Below are 22007 nucleotides of genomic sequence, written 5' to 3'. Positions count from 1 at the left end.
GGAATCAGGCCGACGACGGCGCCGCTTCACGTGCAGCAAACGGCTTCCTCACGGTCAGCCATCGTTCATCGGCTACGATCGGCATCACAGGGGACCGCCGACACCGGAGTGATGTCCATGCACACCGCCTCCGCACTTGCCCAGCCTGCCCACCCACACCGCACTGTCGATCTGGACGCCGAAATGGCGTACTGGCGCCAGGCCCACGCCGAGGGCCGCCTCGGCCATCAGGGCTTCGCCGACTACGCGCAGTTGCTGAAGATCGGCTATGACGTGTACCTGGCCTACCCGCGCGCCAACGAGGCGCAGCTGTATCGCGTGCTGCAGGACGCTTATCACCAGTGCGCGCCGATGCTGTCGGTGCCGTGGGACGAGGCGCGCTGGCTGGTGCGGCATGCCTGGCAGCACCTGGCGCATTCAGGGCGGCGGCACTGAACAGCGCCTAGCGCAGCCGGGCATATCGTCTTTGCCAGTGTAGGAGCGGCTTCAGCCGCGACGGGCGTTACTGGGAACAGCTGTCGCGGCTGAAGCCGCTCCTACGACGAGTCTTCGGTCGTTACTGAAGGCGCCCCGAGGTGCCGCCTGCCAATGTCAAGGCGACAACAAGGACAGCACACCATCGCGTGCACGGCACATCGCCGCGTGCGCCGCGTGTTGCTGTCGCACGCCTCCGGCGCTGCATGCGGCTCAACGCGACGAAGCGGGTGGCGAGGCGCTGTGCTCCTTCGCTTCCAGGCGCCCATGGAACGCGTTCGATCCCTTGCCGGGCGCCGTCGCCGCCTCGCCCTCGCTGCGCTTGAGGCGCTGCTTGCGCTGTTCGACCACGCGGCTGGCTAGCGCCACGCGGCGCCCGATCACCATGTCGGTCAGCCAGTCGATCAGGTGGCGCGTATAGGCGGCCTGGTGCGCCTTCTCGGTCAGCGCGTGATCGGCACCGGCGATCATGCGCGTGGTCAGCGAGCGCGCGTGGGAGAACGCTGCCGCGTAGTTGTGCAGTACCTGGCTCGGCACGATGGTGTCGCGTTCGGCCTCCACCAGCAGCACATCGCCGCGGTAGCGCTGGCAGGCCGCCAGGGCGCGGTTGTCTGCCGGCGTCACTACGCGGTTGCGGTAGGGCATCAGATCGGGATCGCGGTTCAGCGCGACTTTCGGACCGTCCCAGTGCGCGTCCTTGTACAGCGCCGGCGAGCGCAGCGCCAACCACTCCACCGGCCGCTCCAGGGTGAGCAACGCGGCCAGGTAGCCGCCGTAGCTCAGCCCCACCACCGCGATCGCGTCCGGATCCACCTGCGGCGACGCCGCCAGGCGGTCGTAGGCGGCCTTGATGTCGTCCAGGTTCTGCGCGCGCGTCACCGTCTCGCGCATCGCGGCCAGGCCTTCGTGGCCGCGCAGGTCGAAGGTCAGGCACACGCAGCCCAGGCCGGCCGCCTCGCGCGCGCGCACCAGGTTGTGATGCTGGTTGCCACCCCAGCCGTGCACGAACAGCACGCCGGGCAGGCGGCTGGTCGGGGTCAGCAAGGTGCCGCTGAGCGCCGCGCCGTCGACCGGGATGTCGATGCTGGAAAGTTCGGCTTCCATGGTCAGGCGGCGCTGCGCATGTAGCGGTATTTGGTCAGCAGGCCGGTGCGCGGCTCTTCGCCCACGTAGTACACCTGCGCCCCGGCCGGCGGCGGCGGATGCGCGCCATAGCGCTCGACGGTGGCGGCGACCACGCGTTGCAGCGTCGGCGACTGCTGGAACGCGGCGACCGCGGCCAGTTCCGCCGGCGTGGCGCCGCCGACCCGCCAGGACTGCTCGAGGACGCCGCAAGCGACGCTGCCGTCGGGAAGCAGCCCCTCGATCACGTCGTAGTTGCGGCGCGACGCATAGAAGCCCGGATAGGCCGCAGCCACCAGCCGGTCGTAGTCGCGTGCCTTCGTCACCGCGGTGCGCTCGCGCGGCGGCAACGGCTGCTCCAGCAGTGTGTCGAGGGTGCCGCGGATCACCTGCAGTTCCGAGCCGCCGTACGCCTCGCGGCCGCTGCCGTCGCGGGTGACCGACTGCGTTCCGCAGTAGGCGATGGTCACGCCGGCGCAGTGGGTTTCGCCGACGCTGAAGGTGGTCGGCTGCTGCAGGTGCCGTTCCAGCACCACGCCATGCTCGCGCAGCTCGTGCGCGGGCAGTGTCGCCAGCGCCGCATCCAGCGCCTGCGCATCGCCGAGCAGCACCTGACCGAGCCCACCGACGCCGTGCGGCAGCTTCAGCCGCACCGGGCCGCCGTCGCACAAGCGCGCATACGCGCGCCGGGCATCGGCAGCGCTGAAGGCGGCGTAGCCCGGCAGCGTGGCGGACGCCAGCGCCGCGCCCAGGTCGGGCTGCCACCCGTCAGGTGACTGCGCACCGATCTCGATCAGCGGATGGCTGATCGCCTTGGTGGCGACGAAGGCGTGCGGCACCACGCCGCCCAGCAGATCGGCCGCCGTGTGCACGCCGATCTGCTCGGCCTGCGCGATGGTCAGGGTGTCGTCGGGCACGCAGAACGCCCCCGAACCGGCGGCACAGCGCTCGTCGTGCACCGGCAGGTGCATCAGCCGCCCCACTTCGGTGACCACCCAGGCATGCGTGGCTGCCTCGTGGCCGCCGGACACGGCCTCCCGCACCTCGCAGGCGCGGACATTGGCATGCACGGTGGATCGGGCCATGCGGAACGCTCCGTGCGGATCGGGAAGACGCGCTGCCTCAGCCATGGTCGTACCACTGCAGCAGCAACACGGCGGCCACGGCCAGCGCCAGCAGCGCGGCCACCACGCGCAGCCAGCGGCTGGCGTGCAATTGCCGCCACCAGGCAGCGGCTTCGGACGTGCCGCTGGCATCGCGCGCGCGTCGACGCTGTGGCGCGGACGCGGAAGGCTGGCGGTCGTCGTGACGCATGGCGCAAGGCTGTCGCGCACGCTGTCGCATGGGGGTGAACGCGATGTGGTGTGCGTGTCATCGCGCGCAAACGAGGGCCGGCTGCGTCCGGTCAACCGCATCGTCGCTTCGGTCATACGCCCCGCCTTGCGGCGAAGACCATGCAGTGCGAGCAGACAGTCAGTACGAGCAGAACGCGTAGTGCGCCATCACGGTCGCTAGGCGGGGCAGCAGCGCACGAACGTTATGGTCGACACCGTGCTCAGGCCGCAGCCGTCGCCGCGGCATGGTGGGCGGGCAAGCGGGCATCGATCCGATGCTTGCCGGCCAGCGCCTGCATGCCCTGCAGGGTGGCCTGTACCGCACTGGCATAGCCGCTGCGCCACAAGTCGGCGCGCGACTGCCGCGACGCCGCCGCATTCAGCGCCAGTGCGAAGGCCGGCACGCGTGGATCGGCCAAGGCGGCACGCTCCAAGAAGGGCTGCTCCGGGGCGATGACGTCGACCGGGGCCAGCCAGGCGTCGGCGACCAGTTCGGCCACGCCGGCGCGGTGCGAGAGCTGGTGCATGGCAGTGAGCGTCTCGTGCAGCATTTCCAGGCACGCCCATTGCCACAGCGCGGCCTTGTACTGCGGGTCGGCCTGGTCCAGAGCGGACAAGGCGCCATCGACATGATCGATGCGAAGATCCTGCATGGCCGACTCCACGATACGGCGTTGCGATCCGCACATTCTGCGCGGCGAAAGTGAGCGCAACGTGAGTCGTGCGGCGGCGGCAGCGTGCACGCGGTCACAGCGGGCGCGGCGGCAGCCATCGCGTATACTGGCGGCGCGCGCCCGCTCGCGCCGCTCTCTCACTACGCGCTTCCCATGACGCCACCCTGACACCCGCAGCTTGCATCGGCCCGCCTCGACGGCAGGCCGCAGGTTGCTGGTTTTCCATTGCATACAGCGAGCGCTGCCCTGCGACAGGGGCAGTGTCGGGAGCGTTTACCTTGAAATTTTCCTCTTCCCTGCGCCAATCGTGGTGCGGCAATCTCCGTGGCGACGTGCTCGCCGGCCTGGTCGTCGCACTGGCGCTGATTCCCGAGGCGATCGCGTTCTCGATCATCGCCGGCGTCGACCCCAAGATCGGCCTGTACGCGGCCTTCTGCATCTGCGTGACCATCGCCTTCGCCGGTGGACGCCCCGGCATGATCTCCGCCGCCACCGGCGCGATGGCGCTGCTGATGATCGGCCTGGTCAAACAGCACGGCGTGCCCTACCTGCTGGCGGCCACGCTGCTGACCGGCGTGCTGCAGATCCTGGCCGGGCTGTTCAAGCTCGGTGCGCTGATGCGCTTCGTCTCGCGCTCGGTGATCACCGGCTTCGTCAATGCACTGGCGATCCTGATCTTCATGGCACAACTGCCCGAACTGATCGGCGTGCCCGTCCCGGTCTACCCGCTGGTGGCGCTGGGCCTGCTGCTGATCTACGGCCTGCCCTGGCTGTCGCAGCGCAGCTTCCCCGGCATCGGCCTGTGGCTGCTGGTGCTAGGCGCGGCCTTGACCGCCGGCAGCATGGCGCCGTGGACCCTGCTGCCGATCGCCGTGGGTGGCGCTGCGGCGCTGCTGTTGGGGCAACGCTGGACGCGCGGCCTGGCGGTGCCGCCGCCGTTGGTGGCGATCGTGCTGCTGACTGGGATGGCGCTGTACTTCGGCATCCACGTGCCCACCGTCGGCGACAAGGGACAACTGCCCGATCGCCTCCCCAGCCTGCTGCTGCCGACCGTGCCGTGGACGCTGGAAACGCTGCGGATCGTGTTCCCGGTCGCGGCAACGATGGCCGTGGTCGGCCTGCTCGAGTCGATGATGACCGCACAGATCGTCGACGACATGACCGACACGCCCAGCGACAAGAACCGCGAATGCGTGGGCCAGGGCGTGGCCAACATCGTCAGCGGCCTGTTCGGCGGCATGGCCGGCTGCGCGATGATCGGGCAATCGGTGATCAACGTGAAGTCCGGCGGGCGCGGGCGCCTGTCCGCGCTGGTCGCCGGCAGCGTGCTGTTGCTGCTGGTGGTGTTCGCCGGCGCCTGGGTGCGGCAGATCCCGATGGCCGCGCTGGTGGCGGTGATGATCATGGTCTCGGTCGGCACGTTCAGCTGGCGTTCGCTGGCGCAGTTGCGCACCCACCCGGCCAGTTCCAGCGTGGTGATGCTCGGCACCGTCGCGGTGACCGTGGCCACCCACGACCTGGCGCGCGGCGTGCTCACCGGCGTGCTGCTGTCGGCGCTGTTCTTCGCGCGCAAGGTCGGGCGCATGCTGCACATCGCGCGCAGCGAGGACGCCGATGGCGGCCACACCTACCGCATCCGCGGCCAACTGTTCTTCGCCTCGGCCGGCGGCTTCGCCGGTGCCTTCGACTTCGCCCACGCGCCGGCGCGGGTCACCCTGGACCTGAGCGACGCGCATGTCTGGGACATCAGCGCCATCGGCGCGCTCGACCAGGTGGTACTGAAATTTCGCCGCCACGGCGCGCAAGTCGACGTCGTGGGGTTGAACCCGGGCAGCGCGGCCATGGTCGGACGGCTGGGGACGCACCATCGCGAGGACGCGGAGCGCATTCCCTTGCATTGAGGCCGCCAAGCAGCGTCCACACGGCAGCGAGAGGACGCGTGGTGCGGCGAACACATCATCTGGCGGTCGCCGCGCGACAATCATCGCGTTCCGCTCATGCGCTGACATGGCGACGACGTCGCACGATTAGCATCGGCCTGCCGACCGACTGCGCAGGAGACCCGCGATGCCGCTGGACCATTGGCAATTGCCGCCGTACGACTGGGTGCCCAACCACCCGTTCCTGCCGGTGCTGCACTACCGGCAGTGCGTGGGCGCCATCGATGCCGACGGCTTCGAGCGGCGCTTCGCCGCACACGGCTGGCCGCCGCAATGGCGCGACGGCATCTACGACTACCACCACTACCACTCCACCGCGCACGAGGTGCTGGGCGTCGCCCGCGGCAACGCCCATGTGCTGCTCGGCGGCCCGGGCGGTATCGAGGTCACGCTCGCGGCCGGCGACGCCCTGCTGCTGCCGGCCGGCACCGGCCATTGCCGGCTGTCGGCCAGCACCGACTTCATGGTCGTCGGCGCCTATCCGGACGGCCAGGACTGGGACATCTGCCGTGAGGCGCCCGACGCCGCGATGCTGCAACGCATCGCGCAGGTGCCGGTTCCGTGCATCGATCCGCTGTTTGGGGCGGAGGGGCCGTTGCTTGAGCAGTGGGAGAGATCAGCGCTATGAGACATCCGCCTGCCAGACATCACCGCCCGGATCAAACTCGGCAGTGGCAAGCATCGGCGCACGCCAACCAAAGCCACAGACTGCCAAAGGGCTTTCATGCAGGCCATCCAGACCAAATGCTTGCTCGATGTCCACCTCGTTGATTGCCGACGTGACAAAGGCACCCCATTTGGCCTGAGTGGCGCATAGATACAACAACTGCGATAGATGCCCCATATCAAGCAACAGAGCACGGTATGCCTTCGGGTGATGGCGGTATTTCCAGAATATCCGAGCATAGCGCGGCACCATCACCACCAATACCGGTGCGTCTGCAAACCAGTACTGACCGGCAACCGCAGTCCGTGCCAATTCACCAAGCGCCATTTCTGGTGGAGGCAGCGGCTCAAGTGCATGCTCGACTGGGTGGTAGTGATACAGGCCAGGCGCGAGCCCATCCACTCGCTGGATCAGCAAATAGCACTCGGTAGCATGTAGACCGCCGGCAGAGGGCGCATTCTTCTTCAGGAAAGCCGCCATGTCGTTCGCCTCGACCCTGGCACGCGCGCCGAAGACGCGCTGCAGCAACTGCGAAAACGCCGCTAATGGCAGTGGCCGCGCCGTGTCGAAATTTCGGCAAGTCGCACGGCGGGCAAGCAAGGCGTCGAACGCGTCTTCCGCCTGGCGAGGCAAGTGCAAGCGCACTTCGGGCGCACAGCGCGAACCCACTTCAGAAGGCGGCGGGCCGAGCTTTTGACACAGACCGGCCGCCGTCGTCAGCCCGTTGGCTTCCATCGACGCCACGCTGTCGCTTCCCTGCCAACGACCGAATCTGTGGGACAAAGCTGCGGGGCCCCACCAGTACGTGGCGCGCATGGCGGCATCGCGACCGGCGAAGCCATCCTGAGCGATGTCATCCTCGCGAACCAGGAGACCGATCTCGATCAGCCGGATCGCCGCCTCGGGCAAGGTGCTTGCCTCGGTCCATTCGACTGCACACAGCGAGCCCAGCAACTCCCGCTCGCTGGCCTCGACCTCTAACTCGACTTCAAGATGGGGAGCCAAGGCGATCCAGCGCCGCTCTCGCCGTAGACCGTTGCCCCCTGCGAGCAAGGAGGCCAGATCGAACCGACCAACGTCGCGCGGCTCCAGAAACAGATGAAAGCAGCGACGTACACGCATATCCGGAAATCCGTTCAATTAGGCGGCGATGATGCCGATAGAGAGTTGCCGCAGTCCCTTTTGTGGCCCCCATCCCACCGCTCTTTGGAGACCAATCCTGCCATGAATGCCGCCAACCATGATCCGTTGCCCGCCGATATCGCCGACCGCCTGCTCGAACTGCTGAGCACGGACGACGCCTTCCGTACCACATTCCAGGAGAATCCGGCTGCGGCGCTTGCCAGCCTGGGCTATGCCCCGGCGGCCCAAGCACTGGCCAATGATGCGAGCCCGCCCAAGCAGGGCGCTCCGTTCTATTGCATGACCTCGCAGCAACTGGCCTCGAAGGAAGAAATCGCACAGGCGCGTGCGGAGCTGGTCAGCCATCTGACCGTGGATGGCAATCACCACGTCATCTTCTGCTTCGAAGCAGGCAAGGTCGCTTCGAGCGTTTCTCTCAAGTAAGGCGGCATGGCGACGCTCGGCCAAGCGGCCCGCAGCGCCTGCATCCTCCGGGTTGCATCCGGAACCCTGTCCAGACGCGACAGGGTTTCGGCGGCCCACCGCTCAGCCATTCGAGTATCGGCGACATTCAAGCTTTGCAATGACTGCGCGGCCGATGCCTCTCCGTAGGCAAGTCCACGATGGCTGCCGATCCACTCGGCCTGTTCAAGTGCCTGGCGGTAATCGCCCGTTGCCTGCAAGGCGAGGTACAAGGCCACTCGCCCCTGCAACAAGTCGTCGTCGCGCGGAGCCAATAGCTCCAGCGCCCTCGCGTAGTCGCCGCCGAGGCGATAACGACCTGCTTGCACGATCCTCGTCAACTTGACGAGTACAGGGTCCGCGGTCGCCTCAGTCCATGGCGCAGTTGCCTTCAATGCACGCGATGACAGGCTGTCATCTCCCAAACGCTGCGCCAGGTGGGCGACAGCAAGGATCAGGGCAGCACGATCAGCGGCATAAGGTTGACCAGGAGCGGCTTGACCCAATCGTTGCAACTGCCCGTCTTGCCATTGTCTCAACCGCGGCAACACGTCGGCTGCCTGCTGCGTCATGGCTTGGATCGATAGGTCCACGAAACCGAACTGTGCTTGGGTGAAGTCGTTGGCGGAACCGCTGGCTTCAATCGCCTCGCGCACCTGCGTGGTGACCGCAGCCCAGTCTCCCCGATCCACCTTGGTCGTGATCAGGTCCAAGTGAGGCACAAGATCGTCATCCGGATAGCCGCTAGGGGGAATCGAACGAAGCTGTGCTTCCGCTTCAGGATAGTTGCCCTGAAGCGCAAGCACATTCGCCAGCCTGCGCGCAGGACCGCTCTTGCCCTTCAATGCGAACTCCGTGAACTGAGCCTTGGCCCGTGGCAACTGCCCTTTTACGAGATAGACGCGACCAATATCGTCGATCGCTATCGATTGATACGGGTCCTGCTGCGTGTCTGCAGCAACTGCATGCGACAACGCCTCGTCGAAGCGATTGGCCTGGAACAAATGCCAGAACGCATTCCCGTGCCCAGAAAAATTGTCGGGATACAAGCGTGATAGCTGTTGCCATCCGCTGAGCGCCGCAGGGCTTTCCTTCAATTCGTCCGTCCATGCGCTGAGGTACAGGCGGTCCCGCGCAGGCAGCCGGTCTGAAAACTGGGTCGCGCGCGCTAGATAAGGCAACGCTGCCGCCCTATCAGATGTCGCCGCAAGCACTCGAGCAATCCCGAGATACGCCAGGGAGAACTGTGGATCCAGGTCGGTCGCGGCCTGGAAACTCTGCTCGGCCTGCTTCCATTTGCCAGCGGCAGTGGCTTCCACGCCGAGCGCATAGGCGCGCAGTGCGTCGAGGTTGGACGTGGTGACCTGGGGAAGCGGCTTGGATGCCTGCTCTACCGACTGCATCGCCTCCCCGAGTTCGCGCCGTAGCTGCCCACTAACTGCGTCTACCGACGCCAATACCGACTCCAGACCACGTCCGGTCTTGGATTCGGTATAAACCGTCCCCTGCGTCACCGGATCAATCAGTTCGGCAGTGACCTGGATGCGCCCACCGACTTCAGCGACGGTCGGCAATATCACGGCACGTGCGCCGTCGCGCAATGCGATTTCCGACGCGAGTGCCCGATCCACGCGGCTGTTGGGATGACGCTTCATCCTCGCCAAGGTATCCCGCACCTTGAGATCGCTCAGCAGGTTCACATAACGCGACTGCTCGAGGCTGATCCGGAATGCCTGATCCAACGATTCGTCGAGCACTTGGTCGCCGGTGAGATTGCGCAAATCCCCCACCACCACCCAGTCGCGTTCGGCGAAGGCGATGGCCGGCTGCGGGCGGGTGACGAACCAGGCGCCGACCGCGAACGCGGCGATCAGCGCCGCCTCCGCCGCCAGCGCCGCCGGCCGCCGCCACAGCGGGATGTCGCGCCAGGCCTTGGGCGTGGGCTTGGGCGCGCGCAGCGGGGTGTGGCCGATCTCGCCGACTTCGTAGATCTCCAGCGGGGTCGGCACACCCTTGAAGCGCCAGCGGCCGTGCGATTTCCACAGCAGGCGCTCGCCGCGCTCGCCCAGTTCGCGCGCGGCGCGGTGGGTCAGCGACTCGGCCACCGCCGAGAGCAGGATCTGCCCGGGCCGGGCCAGGGTCATCAGCCGCGCCGCGGTCGGCTTGGCCAGGCCTTCCACTTCCAACGGCTTGGCGCCCACCTGCACGGCGGCGTCACTGTTGCGCCAGGTCAGCACTTCGCCCACGTGCAGGCCGGCGCGCACCTTCAGGTCCAGCGCGCGCGACGCGCCCAGCGCGTGCAGGCCACGGCTGTAGTCCAGGGCGAACCCAAGGCCGTCGATCGGCCGTTCGAACAGCAGCAGCAGGCCATCGGAGCGGTCGATCAGGCGGCCGCGCCAACGCTGCTGCAACTCCAGCACCAGCGAGTCGTGCCGCTTGAACAGCTCGGCCGCATTGGCGTCGCCGAGCTTTTCCACCAGCGCCACCGAATCGCACAGGTCGGTCAGCAGCAGGGTACGAAGCTGCGGGACCTCGGGCTGCGGTGCGGTGGCATCGGTCATGGCGGCGGCTCGGCGGGGACGCGGTAGCTCAGCAGGGGGCGGAGGCGAGGTCGTGCCAGTACAGCCGGTTGCCGCCCTGGCGCTTGGCTTCGTACAGCGCCGCATCGGCGTTGGCGTACCAGTCGTTCCAGTCCGAATGCGGATCGACCCGGCTGATGCCGATGCTGACCGGGCAGATGTGCGGCGCCGGGTGCGGCACGCCCAGCAGGTTCTGCACGGTGGCGAGCACGAACTCGCCGATGCGGCGCAGGTCCTCGACCGTGCCGGCGGCCACCAGCAGGCAGAACTCGTCGCCACCCAGGCGGCACGCCGTGTCGTCCGGCCCGGCCACCGAGCGCAGGATGTTGGCGACGTTCTGCAGCACGCGATCGCCGACCAGGTGGCCGTGGGCATCGTTGATGTGCTTGAAGCGGTCGCAGTCGATCAGCAGCAGGCCCGGGCCGGGCGAGCGGCCATCGCGGCGACACTCCTGCAGGCGCAGGATCAGTCCGCGGCGGTTGTGCAGACCGGTCAGTTCGTCGGTCCGCACCAGCTCCTCGGTCTGGCTGAGCTGGTGGGTGGTGGCGTAGAGGTTGTCCAGCGCGGCTTCCAGGTCGCGGTTGCGCCGGCGCAGCTGACGGATCAGGGTCTGCTCGTTCATCACCACGCGCATGATCGTGCGGCGCAGGAAGTAGGCGACCACGCCCGGGTCGCGCTCGACCAGGCGCTGGAAATCGTCGTGGTCCAGCTCCACCAGGGCGCCGTCGCTGGCGGCGAGCGCGTCGGCGCTGCGCATGTGGTTGCCGATCAGCAATCCCAGCTCGCCGAAGAACTCGCCATGGCCCAGGTGCTTGACCACCAGGTCCTCGCCGAAATCCAGATCGATCACGCCGCTGGTGATCACGAACATGGCGCTGCCGCCGTCGCCGCGACGGAACAGCACGTCGCCGGCGCGCACCGTACGGGCGCGACCGAACTCGGAAAACAGGCGCAATTCTGCGGCGGTCAGCACCGCCAGCTCGTTCGGCTTCGGAGCGACCGCAGCGTTGGAAATTGTGCCGCGTGCGGTGGATGCGGCGCTGTCGCAGCTCATCCGGCCCCCTAATGTGACGTCGCTGGCCCTGTCCGCGGAGCATAGCACCTACACGCCGCCCTCACGATACGTTTCACAGGCAATCTCGCTCCTGCGAGAGACGTCGCAGCCGCTGCTGCGGCGATCTGTCGCACGCGGTAGACAGCGTCGTTCCGCCGACGGCAGCGCACGAAAAAAAGCCCGGGCGAACCCGGGCTTCCCACCTCCTGCCAGGGAGGGGCGATCGATCGGCGCGCCTGGCTGCAGGTCAGGCCGCTTTCTCGCCATGGAACTGTTCTTCCTCGGTCGAGCCCTTCAGCGCGGTGGTCGAGGACTGGCCCTGCTGAATCGCCTGGGTCACCGCATCGAAGTAGCCGGTGCCGACCTCGCGCTGGTGCTTGACCGCGGTGAAGCCGCGGTCGGCGGCGGCGAACTCGGCCTCCTGCAGTTCGACGAAGGCGCTCATCTGCCGGCGCGCGTAGCCGTGCGCCAGGTTGAACATCGAGTAGTTCAGCGCATGGAAGCCGGCCAGGGTGATGAACTGGAACTTGTAGCCGTAGCTGGCGATCTCGCGCTGGAACTTGGCGATGGTGGCGTCGTCCAGGTTCTTCTTCCAGTTGAAGCTGGGCGAGCAGTTGTAGGCCAGCAGCTTGCCGGGGAACTTGGCGTGGATGGCCTCGGCGAACTTGCGCGCAAACTCCAGGTCGGGCTTGCCGGTCTCGCACCAGATCAGGTCGGCGTAGGGCGCGTACGCCAGGCCGCGGCTGATCGCCTGGTCCAGGCCCTTGTGGGTGCGGAAGAAGCCCTCGACCGTGCGCTCGCCGGTGGTGAACGGGCGATCGTTGGGGTCGATGTCGCTGGTCACCAGGTCGGCGGCCTCGGCATCGGTGCGCGCCACCAGCAGCGTCGGCACGCCCATCACGTCGGCGGCCAGGCGCGCGGCGTTCAACTTCTCGATCGCCTCGCGGGTCGGCACCAGCACCTTGCCGCCCATGTGCCCGCACTTCTTCACCGAGGCCAGCTGGTCCTCGAAGTGCACGCCGGCCGCGCCGGCCTCGATCATCGCCTTCATCAGCTCGAAGGCGTTGAGCACGCCGCCGAAGCCGGCCTCGGCGTCGGCCACGATCGGCTGCAGGAAGTCGATCTCGTCCTTGCCTTCGGCGTGGTGCAACTGGTCGGCGCGCAGCAGGGTGTTGTTGATGCGCTTGACCACCGCCGGCACCGAGTCGGCCGGGTACAGCGACTGGTCCGGGTACATCTGCCCGGCCAGGTTGGCGTCGGCGGCGACCTGCCAGCCGGACAGGTAGATGGCGTTGAGCCCGGCCTTGACCTGCTGCATCGCCTGGTTGCCGGTCAGCGCGCCCAGCGCGTTGACGAAGTCCTTCTCGTGCAGGTACTTCCACAGCTTCTCGGCGCCGAGCCGGGCCAGCGAATGCTCCACGTGCACCGTGCCGCGCAGGCGCACCACGTCGGCGGCGGTGTAGTTGCGGGTGATCCCGGCCCAGCGCGGATCGGTGTCCCAGTCGCGCTGGATCTGTTCGGCGGTCTGCAGCGTGGTGCTCATCTGGCGTTCTCCTCGAAATGGATGCAGCGATGAAACGGTGGGGGTGTCGGATTTAAGGCTTGGCCGGCATGGAAGGGATCCGACGCAGGGGTATCGCTTCCACGATTCCCCATTCCCGAATCCCCACTCCCGGCCTCACATCAATCGATCAACTGATAGGCCGGCAAGGTCAGGAAGTCGGCCAGTTCTTCGTCGCGGGTCAGGCGATCGAGCAAGGCGATGGCCTCGTCCACCCGCGCCCCGCCCGGCAGCAGCGCGCGCTCGCCCAGCCGTGCCGGTAACTGCCGCAGGCAGGCGTCGAACAGGGCAAAGTCGATGGCGGTGCCGTCGTCCAGGTGCAGGCCGCCCACGTGCAGCCACTGCCACAGCTGGCTGCGGCTGATCTCGGCGGTGGCGGCGTCTTCCATCAGGTGGTGGATCGGCACGCAGCCGTTGCCGTCCAACCACGCCGCCAGGTAGCGCACGCACACCTCGATGTTGCCCTCGAAGCCGGCGCGGGTGATGGTGCCGGTGGACGGGGCGATCAGCGTGTCGCGGTCGGCCTGCACGTCCTCGCGGCGCACTGCGTGCTGGTTCGGCGTGCGCATGTGCTCGTCGAACACCGCACGGGCGATCGGGATCAGCGCCGGGTGCGCCACCCAGGTGCCGTCGTGGCCGGCGGTGACTTCGCGCAACTTGTCCGCGCGCACTCGCGCCATCGCCTGCTCGTTGGCCGCCTCGTCGTGGCCGATCGGGATCTGCGCGGCCATGCCGCCCATCGCATGCGCGCCGCGGCGGTGGCAGGTGCGGATCAGCAGTTCCGAGTAAGCCTTCAGGAACGGCTGGGTCATGGTCACCTGGCCGCGCTCGGGCAGCACCCGGTCCGGATGCCGGCGGAAGGTCTTCAGGTAGGAAAAGATGTAGTCCCAGCGGCCGCAGTTCAGGCCGACGATGCGGCCGCGCAGCGCGTGCAGGATCTCGTCCATCTCGAACACTGCCGGCAGCGTCTCGATCAGCACGGTGACCTTGATCTGGCCCTGCGGCAGGCCGAGCATGTCCTCGATGTGGGCCAGCGCGGTCTCCCACAGCGCCGCTTCCTCCATCGACTGCAGCTTGGGCAGGTACAGGTACGGGCCGCGGTCCTTGGCCTGCAGCGCGCGGCCGTTGTGGAAGGCGAACAGCGCCGCATCGAACAGGCCGCCGGCCAGCGGCTGGCCGTCGACCAGCACGTGCTTCTCGTCCAGGTGCCAGCCGCGCGGGCGCACGATCAGCACCGCCTGCTCCTCGTAGGGGCGCAACGCATAGCGCTTGCCCGGGCTGCCGTCGCGCGCGGCCGGCGCGGTGAAGGTCAGCGTCCCGGCCACCGCCTCGGCCAGCGCACGCTGGCCGGCGACCAGGTTGCGCCAGGTCGGCGCGGTCGAGTCCTCGAAGTCGGCCATGTACACCTTGGCGCCGGAGTTCAGCGCGTTGATGACCATCTTCGGATCGGTCGGGCCGGTGATCTCGACCCGGCGGTCCTGCAGCGCCTCGGGCAGCGGCGCCACCTGCCAGTCGCCCTCGCGGATCGCGCGGGTGTCGTCGCGGAAGTCCGGCAGGCCGCCGGCGTCGAAGAACGCCTGGCGCTCTCGCCGCGCCGCCAACCGCGCCTGGCGCTCCGGCTCGATCGCCCGGTGCAGCGACACCAACAGGGCCAGCAGCGGCGGCGGCAGCAGGGCGTCCTGACCGGCCAGCGAAGCGGTGAGCGCGATACCCGGCGTGGAGCGCGTGGACGGGTCGGGAGCGGTGGCGAAAGCGGGGGCGGACATGTGGGGATTCCTCGATGTTTCCGGGGCTCCACCGTGCTTCCGGCGCATGTATTTGACAAAGCAGTTTTGTCAATGCTTTATATAAGCAAGCCTTATATCTATCACGTCATGGCCACGGGTAGCGCCGCAACCCCGCGATTTCCCTACAAATCCGACCGGCTCAAGCCGCTGCGCGCGTTCTGCCAGACGGTGCGACTGGGCGCGGTGTCGCGTGCCGCAGAGGCCTTGTTCGTCAGCCAGCCGGCGGTGACCCTGCAGTTGCAGGCGCTGGAACGCGAACTGGGCGTGGTGCTGTTCGAGCGCAGCGGCCGGCGCCTGGTGCCCAGCCGCGAGGGCCAGTTGCTGTACGAGATGGCGCAGCCGCTGGTGGAGAGCCTGGACCGGCTGGAGGCGGATTTCCGCGAGAAGGCGCGCGGGCTGGACGCCGGCGAACTCAACGTCGCCGCCAACAGTTCCACCATCCTCTATCTGCTGCCCAAGATCGTGGAGGCCTTCCGCGCCCGCCACCCGCAGGTGCGGCTGACCCTGCACAACGCGATCAGCGCCGACGGTACCGACCTGCTGCGCGAGGACGCGGTGGACCTGGCGGTCGGCTCGATGCTCGACGTGCCGGCCGACCTCAGCTACGCCCCGGTGTACCGCTTCGAACAGTTGCTGATCGCCCCGCGCGACCACGCGCTGGCCCGCAAGCCCAGGCTGACCCTGGAAGACCTGTCGCCCTACCCGCTGATCCTGCCGCCGCGGCGCCAGGTCACCTATCGCCTGGTCGACCTGGTGTTCCAGCAGGCGCGCGTGCCCTACACCGTGGCGCTGGAAGTCGGCGGCTGGGAGGTGATCAAGCAGTACGTGGCGATGGGCATGGGCGTGTCCATCGTCAGTTCGATCTGCCTCACCGACGCCGACCGCGCGCGCCTGGCCACCCGCGCCCTGGGCGACTACTTCCCGGCGCGCAGCTACGGCGTGGTGGTGCGCAAGGGCAAGTACCTGTCGCCGCAGGCACGCGCCTTCATCGAGCTGATCCAGCCGGACCTGTTCACCCCGCGCGGCTACGACGAGAGCGGGCCGTCGGAGCGGTAGCTGCGCACGGCCGCGCGTCAGCGGCGCCCTTGCGCTCTGCTACCGTGGCGGCACGCCCGCTGCACACCGACCGTCCGTGTCCCTGCCCTCCCGCTACGCCGAAGCCGACGCACCACCGGCGCTGCGCGACCGCCTGCGCTGCAGTTGGCGGTTCCGCCAGGGCGAAGCCGAGACCGCCGCGACGCAGGTGCTGCCGGATGGCTGCGTCGACCTGATCTGGGACGGCCACGCGCTGTTCGTGGCCGGGCCGGACCGCCGCGCCACCGAGGCCGCATTGGCGTCAGGCAGCGTGCTCACCGGCGTGCGTCTGGCCGCCGGTGCCGGCGCCAGCCTGCTCGGCGTGCCGCTACACGCCATCGCAGACCAGCGTGTGCCGCTGGAGGCGCTGTGGGATGGGCAAGGCCGTCACTGGCAGGCGCAGTTGGAAGAGGCCGCCGATCCGCTGGCGGCTTTGCACGCGCTGTGCGCCAGCCGCCCACTGCAGGCCGACCACGCGATGGCCTGGCTGTTCGCGCAGCTCGCCGGCGACGCACCACCGCGACTGGCAGCACTAACTAACGCGCTGGGCATCAGCGAACGCACGCTGCGGCGACGCAGCCACGACGCGTTCGGCTATGGCGCCAAGACCCTGGAGCGCATCCTGCGCCTGCAACGCTTCCTGGGCCTGGTCCGTCAGCATCCCAACCTGACCGCGGCCGCCCTCGAGGCCGGCTACGGCGACGCGCCGCATCTGGTGCGCGACAGCCGGCAACTGACCGGGCTCAGCCCGCGCGCGCTGGTGCAGCGGCATGCACGTTGACAGGGTCTGCGACGGCAGTGCGCCGCTGAGAGCGACGAAACGCGCGCTGTCGGGCGTTCGCGTCGTAGGAGCGGCTTCAGCCGCGACAGGCGGTCACGATAACGCCTGTCGCGGCTGAAGCCGCCCCTACAGGGCGCTGCACCTGCATCCGCTTGGATTGGGTAAAAAAGAGTGATCCGGCCACCTCGTCTGCACGCCGACGCCGCGCTGCATCGAGTACAGGCTGTCGTCTGGCGCCGTTTGCTACCGTGTCGCCAGGTGCGAAAAGACCCGGGTGACATATGGCCAGAGATGCAGGCTTGGAGCACATGCTGCGCGACACGCTCGGTGCGCAGCGCGGTCTGACCGAGAAACCGATGTTCGGTGGCTGGGCCTGGCTGCTGCACGGCCATCTGCTGTGCGGCGCGCGCGACGACGGCGTGCTGGTGCGACTCGGTAAGGGCAACGACGCGTGGGCGTTGGCCCTGCCCGAAATCGTGCCGATGCTGTCGCGCGGCCGGGCGATGGCCGGTTGGGTCCGGGTCGCGCCGGAGACCTTCGCCGACGACGCGCTCGCCGCACGCCTGCTGCGCGAAGCCATCGCCTTCGTCCGCACGCTCCCGGCGAAGTAAAGCGGCTGCACAGGTCGACCGCGCGCTCCGCCAGCGCAGCGTCGATCCAGTTCGACCTCGCACCGATCGGATCGCCGACGGGCCGTGCATCGAGTTCCACCGCCCCCAACGCAAGGATTCCAAGCCACGCCCTTCGAGAAGTCGGCAAGAACCGCACGGCCGAAGACAGGCCTGGCGTGCAACCGAAGCGCAGACACCGCCGCTGCGGAACCGTCGAACGCGACGGCCAACCCGCTGGCCGTTTTCGCCAAGCCGGCGCCGCCCGGGCGATGGATACTGCCGGCTCGTCCACAGGAGCCGCCCATGTCCCGCGCCGAGCAACACCACCGCATCGACTATCTGGAATTTGCCGTCGCCTCGATCGATGCGGCCAAGGCCTTCTACGGCCAGGCCTTCGACTGGACCTTCCAGGACTACGGCCCGGACTACTGCGAGTTCCGCGACGGCCGCCTGAGCGGCGGCTTCTTCCACGGCACGCCGCAGCCCGGCGGCGCCCTGGTGGTGCTGTACTCCAACGACCTCGCAGCAACCCAGGCCCGCATCGAAGCCGCCGGCGGCCGCATCGTGCGCCCGCTTTTCGACTTCCCCGGCGGGCGCCGCTTCCACTTCGCCGACGGCGACGGCTACGAACTGGCGGTGTGGTGCGAGGGCTGATGCCCGCTGCGCACGCGCGGCGATGCGGCTAGTCCGGATCGCGCGCGTAGTGCCCAAGGAACATGTCGGCCGCCGACGCCGCGACCTCGGCCTGCTGTGCCGCGCTGAGCGGTGGCTGGCCCACGCTCACCTGAGGCCAGAACGCCAGGCCCTTGATCAGCGCCTGCAACTGCTGCGCGGCGAACTCGGGCTGCAGCGGCTTGAGCCGGCCGTCGGCCAGCGCCGCGCGCAACCACACCAGGGTGCCCTCCTCCTTGCTGCCCAGGCGCGCGACCAGATCACGCGCACGCTCGGGCGCACGCATGCCCTCGACCATCGCCATCCGCGACAGGTCGACGAAGGCGGGATCGTCGAACAGCCGCAGCTTCTGCCGCAGCAACTGCAGCAGCTGTGCGCGCAGCGGCTGCTGCGGGTCGTAAGGCACGCCGACCGTGTCCAGGCTGCGCTGCCAGAGCTGCACCAGGATCGCGTCGAACAGCGCGTCCTTGCTGGGGAAATGGTTGTAGACGGTGCGCTTGGACACGCCGGCGCTGGCCGCGATGCGGTCCATGCTGGTGGCCTCGAAGCCATGGCCACGGAACTCGGCGATCGCCGCCTCCAGGATCGCCTGGCGCTTGCGATCGGTCAGCCGTGTCGGAGCGGGCGTGGATAGAAAAGGCATGAATGGATGTTACACCGACCGGTTTACTTTCGCGAAAAGGAAACTACACTGTGCAGTGTAAGTTCTCCGCAAGATGCCCTCCAAGGATTGCTGCCATGTCCGCATCCGCTTCCCTGCTGTCCCCTGTCCCGTCCTCGCATCTGGCCTCGCCGCAGTACCGCCACGGCCGCTTCCGCAACGCCACCCCGGGCACCAGCGGCCTGCCCGGTCTGGCCGGGACCCTGCGGATCATGTGGCATCTGCTGACCCGCAAGTCGCCCGAGGCGGTGCCTGCGCAGCCGCTGCCGGTGCTGCCGCTGACCGCCGCACAGCTGCTGGCCGCGCCCGACCGCAGCCTGTACCGGCTGGGCCATTCCACCGTGCTGCTCAAGCTGCGCGAACGCTTGTGGCTGACCGACCCGGTGTTCTCCGAACGCGTCTCGCCGTTTCCGTTCGCCGGCCCGCGGCGCTTCCACGCGCCGCCGATCGCGCTGGACGCGTTGCCGCCGATCGCCGGGGTGATCCTGTCGCACGATCACTACGACCACCTGGACCGCGCCAGCATCCGCCGCCTGGCCGAGCGCGTCGGGACCTTCGTGACGCCGCTGGGCGTGGGCGACCTGCTGCGGCGCTGGGGCGTGGCCGCGGACAAGGTGCGGCAACTGGACTGGTGGCAATCGACCACGGTGGACGGGGTGACGCTGACCGCCACCCCGGCACAACATTTCTCCGGGCGCGGCATGTTCGACCGCGGGCGCCGCCTGTGGTGTTCGTGGGCGATCCAGACGCCCGAACTGAAGCTGTTCTTCAGCGGCGACGGCGGCTACTCCGACGACTTCAAGGCGATCGGCGAGCGGCTAGGCCCGTTCGATGTGAGCCTGATCGAGAACGGCGCCTACGACGTGGATTGGCCGCACGTGCACATGCAGCCGGAGCAGACCCTGCAGGCGCATCTGGACATCCGCGGACGCACGCTGCTGCCGATCCACAACGGCACCTTCGACCTGGCCATGCACGCCTGGCACGAACCCTTCGAACGCCTCGCCGCGCTGGCCGATGCCGCCGGCGTGGCGCTGGCCACGCCGCGGATGGGCGAGCACGTCGACCTCATGCAGCCAGCAACCGGCGCGCGTTGGTGGCGCGCGCTGGCGCAGGAGGTGGCGCCATGAGCCGCTGGACACTGGCCGACCTGCCGCCGCAGCGCGACAAGATCGCGATCGTCACCGGCGCCAGCCCCGGCGGATTGGGCTACGAGACCGCGCTGGCGCTGGCCGGCGCGGGCGCCGGCGTGGTGCTGGCCGCACGCAACCCGGGCAAGGGCGAGACCGCGCGGCAGGCGATCCTGGCCGCGCATCCGGCGGCCGACGTGCGCGTGGAAGCCCTGGACCTGGCGCAGTTGTCCTCGGTAGCCGCCTTCGCCGAGCGCATCGCGGCGCGCTCCCCGCGGCTGGATCTGCTGATCAACAACGCCGGCGTGATGGCGCCGCCGCAGCGGCAGACCACCGCCGACGGCCTGGAACTGCAGTTCGGCAGCAACTACATCGGCCACTTCGCGCTGACCGCGCGGCTGCTGCCGCTGTTGCACGCCGCGCCGGGCGCACGCGTGGTGAACCTGTCGAGCCTGGCGCACCGCCAGGGCCGCATCGACTTCGACGACCTGCAGAGCGAACGTCCCTATCGGCCGTGGAAGGCCTATGGGCAATCCAAGCTGGCGATGCTGATGTTCTCGCTGGAACTGCAGCGGCGCAGCGACGCGCGCGGGTGGGGCCTGTGTGCAGTCGCCGCGCATCCCGGCATCGCGCAGACCGCGCTGGTCGCCAATGGCCCGGACGCAGACGGCCGCCGCAGCGTGGTGGGCACGGCGACCAAATGGCTGGCCCCGTTGATCAGCCATTCCGCTGCGGCCGGCGCCCTCCCCACGCTCTATGCCGCGACCTCGCCCCAGGTGCGGGGTGGCGCGTACTACGGGCCGGACGGCCTGTTCGAACTGAAAGGCGATCCAGCTCTGGCCAGGATCGCCCGGCAGGCGCGCGATCCGCAGGTGGCCGCGCGGCTGTGGGAGGTGGCGTGCGCGCTGGCGGACGTGGCGTTCTGATTGCACCGCGCCAGCAGCACGTCGCATCCGTAGGAACGGCTTCAGCCGCGAGGCGTTACCGGGAATGCCCGTCGCGGCTGACGCTGCTCCTACGGAGCACGTCCCCGCGTTGCTAGAGGTGCCTTACAACCGCGCCCACTCCAACCCCTCGCCACGGCGATAGAACACCGCCAGCGCCTTGCCATAGACGCTGTCGGCATCGACGAAACCGAAGTAGCGCCCGTCGAAACTGTTGCCGCGATGGTCGCCCATGACCAGCAGCTTGCCGGGCGGTACCCGCACGCCGTGCAGGTCCGGGCCGCCACCCGCGTCCAGGTCGAGCCGCGCGACGCGCGCGCCGAACCGCTCCTGATCGCCTGCGGCGTCCACCTGCAGTGGCTGTCCATTGATCGAGAGATGGCCATCGCGCACGTCGACGCGATCGCCCGCCACCGCCACCACGCGCTTGATCAGGCGGGTGCCATCGTGCGGCGAATCGAACACCGCCACGTCGCCGCGCTGCGGCCGACCGCGTTCGAGCACGCGGTACTCGGTGAACGGCACGCGCAGCCCGTAGGCGCTCATGTCCACGGCGACACGATCGCCGGGCTGCAGCGTCGGCTGCATCGAGCCGGACGGCACCACGTAGTGATTGGCGAAGGACGACCGCGCCGCGGTGAGCAGCAACAGCATCACCACCATCGGCAGCAGTTCCTTGCGGCTCCAGCGCGCGGCGCGCTGCAGGCGGGTGGCATGCGGATCGGCGAGGGTCATGGGGCACCTATGGTGAGCGAGGACGGCACGGGTCGTGCCATCGCGACAGTGCGCGCTCAGCGGCTCGGGGGGCCAGTGACGAAAGGCATGGCGCCGCCCGGCACAGACGCCTGCCGACACCATGCAGACGGCAACTCATTTGCAGTCTGGAAACTCACCCACTGTGACAACGGGAGGGAGACGCTCCTCGTTTCCGCCATCACTCCCTTGCTCGCCATCGAGATACCTGATCCGGACTCCTTTACCGTCGCGACGCACCGCGTAAAGCGGTTCGCTCCGGTCGGAGTACACCACGAGCTTTCCGTCTTCGACACGCGTCGACAACAAGGCCGGCGTCAAAGGCCCGCCCTCGTAGCGCTGGATCAACAGCCGAGTGCCATCGACGGCAGGCAGGATCCATAGCGTCGTCCCCAGCAAATCTCCGCCATCCTCGGACCAGCAGACATTGGAAAAGCTCTCCAGTCTCGATTCGCCGAAATGCGCCGAACCCGCTGTCACGCTCATCAGAAGCGCCAGACCCACCATCATGTTTCGACTCCCATGCATAAGCTGATGGATCAGCCGCAATCATGCCGCATCTGTCGAGGCACGCCACCTGGGCGGTTCGAGTGTGCCTTCCCAGA

General features: G+C 68.4%; 22 protein-coding genes. 10 read left to right on the top strand and 12 right to left on the bottom strand.

The features are described 5' to 3' along the window. Positions 1-117: 117 nt before the first annotated feature. Positions 118-435 carry a hypothetical protein gene (locus tag PIQ37_RS09160; protein WP_342073220.1) on the top strand — a complete coding sequence of 106 codons (318 nt, stop codon included), beginning with the start codon at positions 118-120 and terminating at the stop codon, positions 433-435. Between the two features lie 252 nt (positions 436-687). On the opposite strand, the gene PIQ37_RS09155 is transcribed toward PIQ37_RS09160, so the two are convergent. From PIQ37_RS09155 to PIQ37_RS09140, 4 genes are all read right to left on the bottom strand, one after another. Further along, positions 688-1578, bottom strand: coding sequence for an alpha/beta hydrolase family protein (locus PIQ37_RS09155; protein WP_342073219.1), 891 nt, complete (start codon positions 1576-1578; stop codon positions 688-690). A gap of 2 nt (positions 1579-1580) precedes the next feature. Beyond that, positions 1581-2681, bottom strand: coding sequence for a DUF3182 family protein (locus PIQ37_RS09150; protein ID WP_342073218.1), 1101 nt, complete (start codon positions 2679-2681; stop codon positions 1581-1583). Between the two features lie 37 nt (positions 2682-2718). Continuing rightward, on the bottom strand, positions 2719-2910 hold the full coding sequence (locus PIQ37_RS09145; RefSeq protein ID WP_342073217.1) for a hypothetical protein: 192 nt from the start codon (positions 2908-2910) through the stop codon (positions 2719-2721). 241 nt (positions 2911-3151) lie between these two features. Beyond that, complete coding sequence (locus PIQ37_RS09140; protein ID WP_342073216.1) at positions 3152-3583, bottom strand: hypothetical protein; 432 nt, start codon at positions 3581-3583, stop codon at positions 3152-3154. Positions 3584-3882: 299 nt separating this feature from the next. Here PIQ37_RS09140 and PIQ37_RS09135 point away from each other — a divergent pair, with 299 nt between their 5' ends. After that, positions 3883-5505, top strand: coding sequence for a SulP family inorganic anion transporter (locus PIQ37_RS09135; protein ID WP_342073215.1), 1623 nt, complete (start codon positions 3883-3885; stop codon positions 5503-5505). 166 nt (positions 5506-5671) lie between these two features. Next, entirely contained in the window at positions 5672-6172 is a 501-nt protein-coding gene (locus tag PIQ37_RS09130) for a cupin (protein ID WP_342073214.1), read from the top strand. On the opposite strand, the gene PIQ37_RS09125 is transcribed toward PIQ37_RS09130, so the two are convergent. Continuing rightward, positions 6167-7333, bottom strand: a complete 1167-nt coding sequence (locus PIQ37_RS09125) for a putative peptide maturation dehydrogenase (protein ID WP_342073213.1) — start codon at positions 7331-7333, stop codon at positions 6167-6169. The two genes, PIQ37_RS09130 and PIQ37_RS09125, sit on opposite strands and share 6 nt — an antisense overlap. Positions 7334-7435: 102 nt before the next feature. Between PIQ37_RS09125 and PIQ37_RS09120 the strand changes: the two genes are divergently transcribed. After that, positions 7436-7777: an NHLP-related RiPP peptide gene (locus PIQ37_RS09120; RefSeq protein ID WP_148830015.1), complete on the top strand. Its 342-nt coding sequence runs from the start codon at positions 7436-7438 to the stop codon at positions 7775-7777. Here PIQ37_RS09120 and PIQ37_RS09115 read toward each other — a convergent pair. The 4 genes from PIQ37_RS09115 to aceB all read right to left on the bottom strand — a co-directional run bounded on the left by PIQ37_RS09115 (position 7717) and on the right by aceB (position 14755). Continuing rightward, positions 7717-10356: a putative peptide modification system cyclase gene (locus PIQ37_RS09115; protein ID WP_342073212.1), complete on the bottom strand. Its 2640-nt coding sequence runs from the start codon at positions 10354-10356 to the stop codon at positions 7717-7719. The two genes, PIQ37_RS09120 and PIQ37_RS09115, sit on opposite strands and share 61 nt — an antisense overlap. 28 nt (positions 10357-10384) lie before the next feature. Further along, a complete protein-coding gene (locus PIQ37_RS09110) occupies positions 10385-11428 on the bottom strand; it encodes a GGDEF domain-containing protein (RefSeq protein ID WP_017908068.1) in 1044 nt (347 codons plus the stop codon). A gap of 247 nt (positions 11429-11675) precedes the next feature. Further along, positions 11676-12971, bottom strand: a complete 1296-nt coding sequence (gene aceA, locus PIQ37_RS09105; protein ID WP_017908067.1) for an isocitrate lyase — start codon at positions 12969-12971, stop codon at positions 11676-11678. Positions 12972-13111: 140 nt separating this feature from the next. Beyond that, on the bottom strand, positions 13112-14755 hold the full coding sequence (gene aceB / locus PIQ37_RS09100) for a malate synthase A (RefSeq protein WP_342073211.1): 1644 nt from the start codon (positions 14753-14755) through the stop codon (positions 13112-13114). Positions 14756-14863: 108 nt separating this feature from the next. Here aceB and PIQ37_RS09095 point away from each other — a divergent pair, with 108 nt between their 5' ends. From PIQ37_RS09095 to PIQ37_RS09080, 4 genes are all read left to right on the top strand, one after another. Continuing rightward, positions 14864-15832: a LysR family transcriptional regulator gene (locus PIQ37_RS09095; RefSeq protein WP_048490679.1), complete on the top strand. Its 969-nt coding sequence runs from the start codon at positions 14864-14866 to the stop codon at positions 15830-15832. Between the two features lie 76 nt (positions 15833-15908). Further along, positions 15909-16631 carry a helix-turn-helix domain-containing protein gene (locus PIQ37_RS09090; RefSeq protein ID WP_342073210.1) on the top strand — a complete coding sequence of 241 codons (723 nt, stop codon included), beginning with the start codon at positions 15909-15911 and terminating at the stop codon, positions 16629-16631. A gap of 308 nt (positions 16632-16939) precedes the next feature. Next, on the top strand, positions 16940-17242 hold the full coding sequence (locus PIQ37_RS09085) for a TfoX/Sxy family protein (RefSeq protein ID WP_342073209.1): 303 nt from the start codon (positions 16940-16942) through the stop codon (positions 17240-17242). A 303-nt stretch (positions 17243-17545) separates the two neighbouring features. After that, positions 17546-17896, top strand: a complete 351-nt coding sequence (locus PIQ37_RS09080; protein ID WP_342073208.1) for a VOC family protein — start codon at positions 17546-17548, stop codon at positions 17894-17896. Positions 17897-17924: 28 nt separating this feature from the next. On the opposite strand, the gene PIQ37_RS09075 is transcribed toward PIQ37_RS09080, so the two are convergent. After that, the gene (locus PIQ37_RS09075; RefSeq protein WP_342073207.1) at positions 17925-18557 is read right to left on the bottom strand and encodes a TetR/AcrR family transcriptional regulator; all 633 of its coding nucleotides are present in this window, start codon (positions 18555-18557) and stop codon (positions 17925-17927) included. A gap of 113 nt (positions 18558-18670) precedes the next feature. On the opposite strand from PIQ37_RS09075, the gene PIQ37_RS09070 reads away from it, so the two are divergent. Together PIQ37_RS09070 and PIQ37_RS09065 are read left to right on the top strand one after the other, a co-directional pair. Continuing rightward, a complete protein-coding gene (locus PIQ37_RS09070) occupies positions 18671-19705 on the top strand; it encodes an MBL fold metallo-hydrolase (RefSeq protein ID WP_342073293.1) in 1035 nt (344 codons plus the stop codon). Beyond that, positions 19702-20631 carry an oxidoreductase gene (locus PIQ37_RS09065; protein ID WP_342073206.1) on the top strand — a complete coding sequence of 310 codons (930 nt, stop codon included), beginning with the start codon at positions 19702-19704 and terminating at the stop codon, positions 20629-20631. Before PIQ37_RS09070 ends, PIQ37_RS09065 begins: the two co-directional genes overlap by 4 nt. Before the next feature lie 123 nt (positions 20632-20754). Here the strand turns inward: PIQ37_RS09065 and lepB are convergent, their stop codons facing one another. Together lepB and PIQ37_RS09055 are read right to left on the bottom strand one after the other, a co-directional pair. Beyond that, the gene (lepB, locus tag PIQ37_RS09060) at positions 20755-21384 is read right to left on the bottom strand and encodes a signal peptidase I (RefSeq protein WP_342073205.1); all 630 of its coding nucleotides are present in this window, start codon (positions 21382-21384) and stop codon (positions 20755-20757) included. Positions 21385-21519: 135 nt separating this feature from the next. Beyond that, positions 21520-21912: a hypothetical protein gene (locus PIQ37_RS09055; protein WP_342073204.1), complete on the bottom strand. Its 393-nt coding sequence runs from the start codon at positions 21910-21912 to the stop codon at positions 21520-21522. Positions 21913-22007: the final 95 nt, after the last annotated feature.

It is taken from the genome of Xanthomonas protegens (genome assembly GCF_038442435.1).
Taxonomy (GTDB): domain Bacteria; phylum Pseudomonadota; class Gammaproteobacteria; order Xanthomonadales; family Xanthomonadaceae; genus Xanthomonas_A; species Xanthomonas_A sontii.
Note: the sequence above shows the minus strand (reverse complement) of the source record. Positions and strands in the feature narration are given on the sequence as shown.